Annotated in this window: 7 protein-coding genes and 1 pseudogene; all 8 read left to right on the forward strand. The window is 41.4% G+C overall.

Annotation, left to right across the window (positions count from 1 at the left end; translation table 11 throughout):
• Positions 1-870 (forward strand): hypothetical protein, encoded by an 870-nt coding sequence (locus H0S58_RS01350; RefSeq protein ID WP_195726933.1) that lies wholly within the window; start codon positions 1-3, stop codon positions 868-870.
• Between the two features lie 439 nt (positions 871-1,309).
• Positions 1,310-5,785, forward strand: a complete 4,476-nt coding sequence (gene gltB, locus H0S58_RS01355) for a glutamate synthase large subunit (protein WP_195727541.1) — start codon at positions 1,310-1,312, stop codon at positions 5,783-5,785.
• A 73-nt stretch (positions 5,786-5,858) separates the two neighbouring features.
• Complete coding sequence (locus tag H0S58_RS01360) at positions 5,859-7,280, forward strand: FAD-dependent oxidoreductase (protein WP_195726934.1); 1,422 nt, start codon at positions 5,859-5,861, stop codon at positions 7,278-7,280.
• Between the two features lie 289 nt (positions 7,281-7,569).
• The gene (locus H0S58_RS01365; protein WP_195726935.1) at positions 7,570-8,460 is read left to right on the forward strand and encodes a metal-dependent hydrolase; all 891 of its coding nucleotides are present in this window, start codon (positions 7,570-7,572) and stop codon (positions 8,458-8,460) included.
• 145 nt (positions 8,461-8,605) lie between these two features.
• Positions 8,606-9,196, forward strand: coding sequence for a LemA family protein (locus H0S58_RS01370; protein WP_195726936.1), 591 nt, complete (start codon positions 8,606-8,608; stop codon positions 9,194-9,196).
• A 75-nt stretch (positions 9,197-9,271) separates the two neighbouring features.
• A pseudogene (locus H0S58_RS01375) lies at positions 9,272-10,296 on the forward strand (TPM domain-containing protein).
• Entirely contained in the window at positions 10,290-10,850 is a 561-nt protein-coding gene (locus H0S58_RS01380) for a TPM domain-containing protein (protein WP_195726937.1), read from the forward strand. The pseudogene H0S58_RS01375 and the gene H0S58_RS01380 overlap by 7 nt, the downstream one beginning before the upstream one ends.
• A 208-nt stretch (positions 10,851-11,058) precedes the next feature.
• Positions 11,059-11,541: a pilin gene (locus tag H0S58_RS01385; protein ID WP_195726938.1), complete on the forward strand. Its 483-nt coding sequence runs from the start codon at positions 11,059-11,061 to the stop codon at positions 11,539-11,541.
• Positions 11,542-11,577 lie beyond the last annotated feature (36 nt).

The following is an 11,577-nucleotide window of genomic DNA, read 5'->3' on the forward strand; positions in this document are numbered from 1 at the left end:
ATGACAACTCTGCGTACACCATGGCAGCATATTCAACATTATATTTGGCTTGTGTGTGGCGTAGTCTGCCTGTTTGCAGCGATTGTTTTTTGGGCAATTACGGATACAGATTCGTTAATAGAAGTTGAAAAGTCAGCTGAAACAGAATCTGAATTGCAAATTCAACCTGAAAAAGTGGCTGCAACCAATTTGCTCGGTGCGCTTCAGGATGAAGTTCGTCCTTTAGAAATGATGACGCGTACAGTGACTACGGAAAATTACGAACCTGAGTTTCGGGGGAGTAAGTTTGTCAGTGAAAATAAAAATGCCACCACTATTGAGCTATTTCGTACCACGAAGAACGATATTATTCAGAGCTTTTTAAAAAAGCAGACAGATCGTCAGAATTTTTTCTATCTGCGTCTTAGCGGTGAAGACCAGATTGAGCAGTATGTTTTAGTCTATGGCCTATATAAAAATAGCAATGAAGCAAAAAGAATACTTCAGCAATTACCTTTCCAATTTCCAAAATCTGTTTTACCTCAAGTCGTAGAGATGAAAAACTATTTACCTTTGGTCAATGATATGGGCGCAGAGGAAATGGGCACGAATCATAAGTTATATGCTGTACAATTGAAGTCTGCACCATTGCCTCGCGTAGATGAGAGTTTACTGTCTTTTCCAACCCCAAAAGCTCAATCTAAAGCGAATCAGTCTGTTGATCATAAGGCTGCAACCACCAGTACAACTGTGACACGTCGTGATGAGCAAGGTAATATTGTTGATGTACAACAATCACGTTCTAGCGTTGAAACTGCGCCTAAAAATACGATGCCGAATGCTGAGCCAAACAAAATACCTGAAAAAGAAATAAATGATCCATTTAACTAAAAATAGAGTTCTAAAATAGAGCAAAGTAGGTTATAAAAATATTTATATGCACAAAACTGGTGCGAATAATGTTTTTAAAAAAATACACTATAGCTAATCAAACTGAATTCCTTCTACATTTAAAAGATTTAGATGCTTGTTTTTTTAATTGGCATAATTTTTGCTTTATTGGTGCATGAATTGAGTTCTTGTCCCTATTTTGGCGCGAAAAGATTCAAGGATGAGATTAAATATTTGGTTTTTCTTGCTTTAAAACAGTGCGAAACTTCAATTTAACCTGTGGTTTTATGGGTTAAATCGGATGAGCTGAAAGCATGTGAAAAATAGTTTGATCTCATTTTGATCTGAGTGTGCATAAATTGGACTAAATCGCAAAAAGATATTTGATTGTTAGATGCCCATTTTAAGGGCCATGTTGAAAGAAGGGTACGCTATGCACATGCCATCGCCTAATACTGTAGCTCCCACTCAAGGGTTGTATCAACCAGATGAGTTTAAAGATAACTGTGGTTTCGGTTTAATCGCCCATATGCAGGGTGATGCAAGTCATGATTTGGTCAAGACCGCGATTCATAGTTTAAGTTGTATGACCCACCGTGGTGGTATTGCTGCAGATGGCAAGACCGGAGATGGGTGTGGTTTATTGTTGGCCATGCCAAAAGCGTTTTTCCGCGAAGAAGCGAAAAAACTGAGTGATATCACTTTAAGTGAAGTTTTTGCAGTCGGGACTATATTTTTAAATCTTGACCCTGCGCTTGCAGCACATTCAAAACAAGTATTGACCAAAGAAGTTGAATCTGAAGGCCTAAAAGTATTGGCTTGGCGTGTTATTCCCACCAATGTCGCGGCTTTGGGTGAAATTGCACTTCAGTCGATGCCGGCTTTTGAGCAAATTATTGTTAATTGTCCCATGGGCGTAACAGAAGTTGAATTTAACCGTAAGTTGTTTTTGGCGCGTCGTCGTGCTGAACAGTTATTGGTGAATGATTCTTCATTCTATGTCACGACATTATGTTCAACAGTGATTACCTATAAAGGTTTGATGATGCCTGCAGCAATTGCAGATTTCTATACCGACCTTGCTGATCCGCGTTTGGAATCACATATTGTGGTCTTCCATCAGCGCTTCTCTACCAATACCTTACCGCGTTGGCCTTTGGCACAGCCGTTCCGTTATCTTGCGCATAATGGTGAAATTAACACGATTACTGCGAACCGTAACTGGGCTTTGGCACGTGTGCCTAAATTTGAAAATCCATTGCTTCCGGGTTTAACTGAACTTCATCCGATTGTAAACCGTACTGGTTCTGACTCTTCAAGCCTCGATAATATGCTAGAGATTCTGGTCGGTGGGGGGATGGATTTATTCCGTGCACTGCGTATGTTGGTACCACCTGCATGGCAAAATGTCGAAACACTTGATGCAGATTTACGTGCTTTCTATGAATTTAATTCTAAACACATGGAAGCATGGGATGGTCCAGCAGGTCTGGTGATTCAAGATGGTCGTCATGCGATTTGTATGCTGGATCGTAATGGTTTACGTCCTGCACGTTGGGTCATTACCAAAAATGGTTATATTACACTGGCATCAGAAATTGGGGTGTGGGGTTATCAGCCTGAAGATGTGATTTCCAAAGGCCGTGTTGGTCCAGGTCAAATTTTAGTGATTGATACCTTCACAGGTAAAATGCTAGATACGCAAGATGTCAGCAAACATTTAAAAAATATGCGTCCATACCGTGAATGGTTACGCGAAAATTCAGTGCGCTTACAAGGTAGCCCAGAGCTTGAAGAATATTTATGTGATCAAGGCTTAAAAAGCGATGCGCTAAAAGCTGCACAAAAAATGTTTATGGTGACGTTTGAAGAACGTGACCAGTTATTACGTCCAATCGCTGAAAGTGGTCAGGAAGCGGTGGGATCTATGGGTGATGATACGCCAATGGCTGTTTTGTCACGACAAGTGCGTCATGTTTCGGATTTCTTCCGTCAACAGTTTGCACAAGTGACCAATCCACCTATCGATCCACTGCGTGAATCGATTGTGATGTCATTAGAAACCTGTTTTGGCCGTGAGCAAAATGTATTTGAACAAGGCCCTGAACATGCAGATCGCTTGATCGTATCGAGTCCAGTGCTTTCTAATTCAAAAATGCATCAAATCCGTACATTGGGTCGTAAAGGCTATGAAATTGCCGATATCGATTTGAACTATGCGGAAGCTGAAGGTTTACAAGCTGCGATTACGCGTATTTGTATCGAGGCTGCACAAGCAATTCGTGATGGCAAAACGTTGTTGGTACTTTCAGATAAAAAAATTCGTGAAGATTATTTACCTGCCAATGCTGTAATGGCGACAGGTGCAGTACACCATCACTTGATTCAAGTGGGTTTACGTACTGATGCCAATATCATTGTAGAAACAGGATTGGCACGCGATCCACACCAATTTGCCGTTATTCTAGGATTTGGCGCAACTGCGATTTATCCATATTTAGCGTATGACGTGATCAATGATTTGGTGGCGAAAGGTGAGTTATTGGGTGACCCAATCCAAGCTCAAGCCAATTTCCGTAAAGGCATTGAGAAAGGCTTGCTGAAAGTTCTGTCTAAAATGGGTATTTCAACCGTTGCCTCTTATCGTGGTGGTCAGTTGTTTGAAGCAGTTGGTTTATCCAATGAAGTAGTGGATCAATGCTTTACAGGTGTTCCAAGTCGTATTCAGGGTGCAACATTTATTGACCTTGAAAATGATTTGAAAAAATTGGCGGAGAATGCGTGGAAGTCGCGTAAGCCAATTGATCAAGGCGGTTTATTAAAATTCGTTTTTGATAAGGAATACCATGCATTTAATCCTGATGTAATTAATGCTTTGCATAAATCAGTACGTTCAGGCAATTATGCAGATTTTAAAGAATATGCGGAATTGGTTAACAATCGTCCAATTGCTACCATTCGTGATTTATTTAAGCTCAAAACAGACAATTCGATCGCTTTAGAGCAAGTTGAATCAATTAAAGAGATTTTGCCACGTTTTGACTCGGCAGGTATGTCGCTTGGTGCATTATCGCCAGAAGCGCATGAAGCCATTGCGATTGCGATGAATACGATTGGCGGTCGTTCAAATTCGGGTGAGGGTGGTGAAGATCCTGCACGTTATGGCACGATTCGTAATTCTAAAATTAAACAGATTGCTTCAGGCCGTTTCGGTGTTACACCTGCCTATTTAACCTCTGCTGAAGTATTGCAGATTAAAGTGGCGCAAGGTGCCAAACCAGGGGAAGGCGGTCAATTACCGGGTGGTAAGGTAAATGGCTTAATTGCACGTTTACGTTACTCTGTACCAGGGGTAACGCTGATTTCACCACCACCGCATCATGATATTTATTCAATTGAAGATTTATCGCAATTGATCTTTGACTTAAAACAAGTCAATCCTCAAGCGATGGTTTCAGTGAAATTAGTGTCTGAACCGGGTGTAGGCACGATTGCAGCAGGTGTTGCGAAAGCCTATGCCGATTTCATCACCATTTCGGGTTATGACGGTGGTACAGCAGCATCACCATTGTCTTCTATCCACCATGCCGGTTCACCGTGGGAATTAGGCTTGGCAGAAGCGCATCAAGCACTCCGTGTGAATGACTTACGCGGCAAAGTCCGTGTCCAAACTGATGGTGGTTTGAAAACGGGTCTAGATGTGGTAAAAGCCGCCATTCTAGGAGCCGAAAGTTTTGGTTTTGGTTCAACACCAATGATTGCATTGGGTTGTAAGTACTTGCGTATTTGTCACCTCAACAACTGTGCGACGGGTGTAGCGACGCAACAAGATCATTTACGTCAAGAGCATTATATTGGCGAGCCAGAAATGCTGATTAATTTCTTCCACTTTATTGCAGAAGAAACACGTGAATGGTTAGCCGCATTAGGTGTTTCAAGTCTTAAGGATTTGATTGGCCGTACTGATTTACTTGAAGTATTACCTGGTGATACTGACAAACATGCCCACTTAGATTTAAGTGCTTTGTTAACCTCACATCCTTCTGCGGAAGGTAAGGCACAGTACTGCCAAGTTCAAGGCAATGCGCCTTTTGATAAAGGCTTACTGGCTGAGAAAATGGTGGTTGAAATGCTTCCGACGATTGAAGCAGGACAAAGTGCTGAGTTTAACTACAATGTGGTCAACTGTGACCGTTCAATTGGTGCTCGTATTTCTGGTGAAATTGCACGTCGTTATGGCAATTTAGGTATGGAAAACCATCCTGTTGTCATGAACTTAAAAGGCACAGCTGGACAGTCATTAGGTGTATGGAACGCAGGCGGCTTACATATTAAACTCGAAGGTGATGCCAACGATTACGTGGGTAAAGGTATGGCGGGTGGTCGTATCTCTATTTTCCCACCAAAAGGTTCACCATTCCAAACTCAAAATACCGCGATTATTGGAAATACCTGTTTATACGGAGCTACTGGCGGTAAAGTATTTGCTGCGGGTACCGCAGGTGAGCGTTTTGCAGTACGTAACTCAGGTGCATTTGCAGTGATTGAAGGTGCGGGCGACCATTGTTGTGAATACATGACCGGTGGTATTGTGACTGTACTGGGTAAAGTTGGCCATAACTTTGGTGCAGGTATGACGGGTGGATTTGCCTATGTACTTGACCTCGATAATGACTTCGTTGACCACTACAACCATGAGTTGATTGAATTAAATCGTATCTCGACAGAAGCGATGGAAGAACATCAAGAATTCTTAAGCCGTATTTTAGATGAACACATTCAAGAGACTGGTAGTGCGTGGGCGTATAAGATCCGTAATGAGTTTGATTTTTACAGCCGTAAATTCTGGCTTGTAAAACCAAAAGCTGCTAATTTGCAAACGCTTTTGAAAACGACTAAAGCCGATCCACAATAATTCCACGACGAACAGATTGATAGGCAGGTGTAGCGGATAAATAAACCAACTACACCTACCCACGGAGAGAGACATGGCAGAGCGCCTAAACAATGACTTTCAATTTCTGGATGTTGCACGCCAAGATCCAGAGAAAAAAGATCTCACTGTCCGCAAAGCAGAGTTTGTGGAAATTTATAAACCCTTTACAGCGGAAATTGCGGCCAATCAAACGCATCGTTGTCTCGGTTGTGGTAACCCATATTGCGAATGGAAATGTCCAGTACATAACTACATTCCAAATTGGCTTAAACTCATTGCTGAAGGTCGTATTTTTCAAGCAGCTGAACTGTGTCATCAAACCAACACTTTGCCAGAAGTCTGTGGTCGTGTTTGTCCGCAAGATCGTTTGTGTGAAGGTGCCTGTACCCTCAATGATGGTTTTGGTGCTGTAACGATTGGTAATGCTGAAAAATATATTAACGATACAGCGTTTGCTTTGGGCTGGCGTCCAGATATGTCCAATGTAAAATGGACAAACAAGAAGGTTGCGATTATTGGTGCAGGTCCTGCAGGCTTGGGCTGTGCTGACATCTTGGTACGTAATGGAGTCAAACCTATTGTGTTTGATAAACGTCCTGAAATTGGTGGCTTGCTGACTTTTGGTATTCCAGAATTTAAAATGGAAAAAGATGTCATGAAGCGTCGCCGTGAAATTTTCACAGGCATGGGTGTGGAATTCCGTCTAAATACGGAAATTGGCACTGACATCACGATTGAGCAATTACTTGCAGATTATGATGCTGTATTTATGGGTATGGGAACCTATACTTATATGAAAGGCGGTTTTGCAGGCGAAGAATTTGAAGGTGTCTATGATGCGCTAGATTTCTTGATTGCGAATGTCAACCGTACACAAGGTTGGGAAAAAGACGCTGCTGAATATATTAGTGTTGAAAGCAAGAAAGTGATTGTTCTCGGTGGTGGTGATACTGCAATGGACTGTAACCGAACTTCGATTCGTCAAGGTGCTGAATCTGTAGTATGTGCTTATCGCCGTGATGAAGAGAATATGCCAGGCTCACGCCGTGAAGTGAAAAATGCGCGTGAAGAAGGCGTAGAATTCATGTTTAACCGTCAGCCGATTGAAATTGTTGGGGAAAACGGTAAAGTCACAGGTGTTAAAGTCGTGACAACTCAATTGGGTGAAGCAGACAGTCGTGGTCGTCGTAGTCCAGAACCTGTTCCAGGCTCAGAAGAAATTTTGCCGGCAGATGCTGTGCTCTTGGCTTTTGGTTTCCGTGCGAGCCCAGCAGACTGGTTTGCAGGTGCAAATATTGGTTTAGATGGTTCAGGTCGTGTGGTTGCTGCTGAAAAGCAACAATACCGTTTTCAAACTTCTAATCCGAAAATTTTTGCTGGCGGCGATATGGTCCGTGGTTCAGACCTTGTCGTGACTGCTATTTGGGAAGGTCGAGAAGCTGCTGAAGGTATACTCGATTACTTAGATATCTAGTCAGGATATCTACTAAGCTCAATATTCAGTTTTAAAATCCGTATATAAAAGCCTACATTCTTGTAGGCTTTTTTATGAGTTTTCTATTGTTCTAAATGATGAAAATTAAATTTTTTTATAGATATTTAATGATTGTGTATTGGATTTAAATTGATCTCGCATTTCATAAAGCGCACATTTCGATTTATTTGAGCATTTTGGTCAAGTTTGCGAGTATTTTTGCAATATACAACTGCATATTATCTGTCAGTATGAGGTGAATTATTCATTTTTAGATGGGGCTGCCCGCGTGAAAAAAGCTGAATTTAATGCCGAAAAATCATATTTACAGCGTCCCAAAGCCATCGGGATTACAGTGCGACGCTTACACTTTAAGCCTCAAGCCATCCGTCGACATTATTTTGCCAACTCGCCTATCATGTCTCACTTACTCACCGCACTCTCATCAACCTTTCCAATTGGCGAGCAATTTTTTGTACATAGTGTGCGAAATGTACGTGACCAAGTGAAGGATGAAACTTTACAGGCGCAGATCGCTGCATTTATTGGTCAGGAAGCGATGCATTCCAAAGCTCATACAGAATTTAATGCAGCGTGGCGAACTGAACAATATAATTTAGATCGTTTTCAAGCATGGTTGGAGCGCAAAAATCATCATGTCAAAAAATTGCATCCTAAAATTCAATTGGCGATTACCTGTGCATTTGAACATTTCACCGCTTTATTGGGGGGATATCTGTTGAAACATCCAGAAATTCTGAGCACTTTAGATGATGAAGCAGCCAAGTTATGGATTTGGCATGCGATTGAAGAAATTGAACATCGTGCAGTGGCATTCGATGTCTATCAGCATATTTATGGTGATGATCGAGTTCGTCGTATGATCATGCGTAGTGTCACCACAGGCTTTGCCAGTTTGACCTTTTATTCTGCAACACGCTTGTTTTTGCAAGACAGGAAAAAAAGTTTAGCGAAAGTGGGAGGGAATATTTTTGGGCTTTATTTCCTTATGAAAATGTTTGTCCAACTTGCTCCAGAATATTTATCTTATTTTAAAAAAGATTTTCATCCTTCAAGTCATGATTACAGCACCATTGTAGAGGTCTGGAAAACACGTTTGGCTAATGAGTATCAGTTGGAAAGTTTTCAACAGGAATTAAAACCCATGTTACTCAATTAATGCATAAAATAAAAAAAGGTGAATAGAGATATTCACCTTTTTTTATAGATTATGAAGAATACTGAAATTAAACAGAACTGACTTGAAATACCGCTACAATAAAAATATTTAAATAAATACAAACAAATATAGAGGATATAAATTAATGAATCCAATAAAGAAAAGTTTAGTCGCGATTGCGCTTGTCAGTACCTTAACATTATCGGGTTGTGGCTATAACACTTTACAAGTCAAAGATGAAGCTGTGACCGCGTCATGGTCAGAAGTACAAAATCAATATCAACGTCGTGCCGATTTGGTGCCGAATTTAGTCAATGTGGTCAAAGGGTATGCCAAACATGAAGAACAAGTACTGACTGAAGTCACTCAAGCACGTGCCAATGTGGCGGGTTTAAAAGTTGATCGAGAAGTACTAGAAGATCCAGCATTGTTTGAAAAATATCAACAAGCTCAGGCACAGATGACCACTGCTTTATCCCGACTGATTGCTGTGTCTGAAAACTACCCTGATTTAAAAGCCAATGAGCAATTTCGTGACTTACAAGTACAACTTGAAGGCACTGAAAACAGAATTGCGGTGGCGCGTAATCGTTATATTACGACAGTACAAGACTTCAATGGTTATGCACGCCAGTTTCCACAAGCGATGACTGCTAAAGTGATTGGTATGGACACGAAGCCGAACTTCAGTGCAGACCAAAGCGCGCAAAATGCACCAAAAGTCTCTTTTGAGTAAGTCTGCGTGATTGAATAAGGATTGCCGATGTCGGATTTTGATAAAAACTCTTTTTTCAGCCTAAAAATTCTATCCATGTTGATTTTGTGCTTTGGCATGTTATTCAGTGTATTGACATGGGCAGAAACTGCGACTGCGACCGATGAGACCACTGAAGCAGTGGTGGTTGGAAAAATAATCAAAGATCAGCAACAAACAGCGCAAAACTCAAACACAACACCTACTGCTCCTGAAATCAAGATTCAGGTACCAACGGTGGCCAATGATATGGCAGAGGGCGAATCTATTCGCGGATTGCCGACTTTAAATGAACCTGTAGTCGATCAGGCCAACCTATTAAATGCCAGTCAGAAGCAAGACATTAGTCAACGTATTCTGGCTTTGCATAAGGAAGGCAAAGCGCAAATAGGCGTGGTGATTGTACCGACCACAGGTCAGGAAGATATTTTTGATTTTGCCATGAGAATTGCGGAAAAATGGCAACTGGGTTCGGCCAAACAGGACAACGGTCTGCTCATGGCAATCGCGGTCAATGACCGTCGTATTCAAATTTTGACAGGGTATGGTTTGGAAGGCGTGATTCCAGATATTGTCGCCAGTCGGATTATTCGCAATCAAATCACGCCTTATTTTAAGCAGGCTCAATATGCACAAGGTATTGATGCGGGTCTGGTGGAAATAGAACGTATTTTAAATATGGACCCTGAGCTGGCGCAAAAAGCGGCACAGGAACTCAAAGAACGTCAACAACAAGCCTTGCATGAACAACAAGCCAAACAAAAAACCTTGAGCACGGCCTTATTTATTTTAATTGCAGGTATTGTCGGTTCTTTTGTGGTGGGAAAACGCTTAAGTGCTTCAACGGCTGCAGTTGCAGGAACCGTTGCAGGACTGGTCAATGGTGCAGGTTTAATCACCAGTTTATTGATTGGTGGCGGAATTTTTGTATTACTGATTACGGCCATAGCACAAACTATTTTCCAACTGTTTTTGGCGGGTGGCGGTGGTCGTGGGGGCGAGGCGGTGGTGGTTTTGGGGGCGGTGGATTTAGTGGTGGTGGCGGTGGTTTTGGCGGGGGAGGCGCATCAGGCTCATGGTAACAACAACAGATACAACAGAAATACTGACACAACCGAAAATAGAACAGCTGAATCAGCCCAGCTTTAAGCGTTGGTTTAAGCACTTTTTATATATGCCTGCAACCAAGCGTTATTTTTCAAAATCTGATCAGCATGCCATTGCGCAAGCCGTAAGCGAGGCAGAACATGGGCATATTGGAGAAATACAGGTGGTGATTGAAGGTTGTCTTCCTTCTCATCAAGCGTATCAGCAAAATACACGTATGCGTGCACGGCAACTGTTTGCTGAACTGGGCGTATGGGACACTGAATATAACAGTGGGGTACTGCTGTATTTAAATTTATGTGAACGCACAGTTGAAATTGTGATTGATCGTGGCATTGAAAAAGCCACTGAGCAAGGGGTATGGGATGAAATATGTGCAACAATGCTTGCTACATTGGCTCGTCAACAATATCGTGAAGCTGTGATTACAGGTGTTTTTCAGATAGGCGAGATACTAAACCAGTTTTATGAACATTCAATACCTGACCAAAGTAACGAATTGAGCAATGAACCAATTATTTTGGGTTAGTAAATAGGTGTAAAACTGACAAAAAGTGTCAATTAGTTACTTAAAAAAATATAAATACGACGAAATAATAATTTTATTTTTTTAAAGTACTGTTTTTTTTATTCATTTTATTATAATCAAAATTGGCACATTAAGTGCTACATAGAAAAGAAGCTAAATTAAGTTGATAAAGCTTATAAATAAACAATAAACATTTGTGGAGAATGTGATGAATACAATGCAAAAGGGTTTTACTCTTATCGAGTTAATGATCGTTGTTGCGATTATCGGTATTTTAGCGGCAGTTGCGTTACCTGCATATCAAGACTATACAGTACGGGCTAAAATATCTGAAGCCGTATTAGCAGGTTCTGCATGTAGAACAACGGTTACAGAAGTTTACCAATCTGCATCTGGGTCTTTACCACTAGAAAATGGGTGGGGATGTGAGGTAGGAGGCACAACTGCAGCTTCTAAAGCGAGCAAATATGTTCAGCAAGTATCAACAGATGCAGCAGGTGTAATTACGGTTACGACTACTACGGATTCATCTTTAAAAGATGCTGGTGGAAAAACGATTGTAATGTCGCCGATGAAAGCAGACGGTACTACTGCAATGGCTGCAGCTGATATCGGTACTTCAGTGGGAGCTTGGAAATGTGGTCCAGGAACTATGCCAACCAAATATTTACCAGGTTCTTGCCGCGGTTAATTAAAGTTTAGCTATTTCAAAAAATGGGGTGTTTAG

The organism is Acinetobacter sp. TTH0-4 (assembly GCF_015602665.1).
In the GTDB taxonomy this organism is placed as follows: Bacteria; Pseudomonadota; Gammaproteobacteria; order Pseudomonadales; family Moraxellaceae; genus Acinetobacter; species Acinetobacter albensis.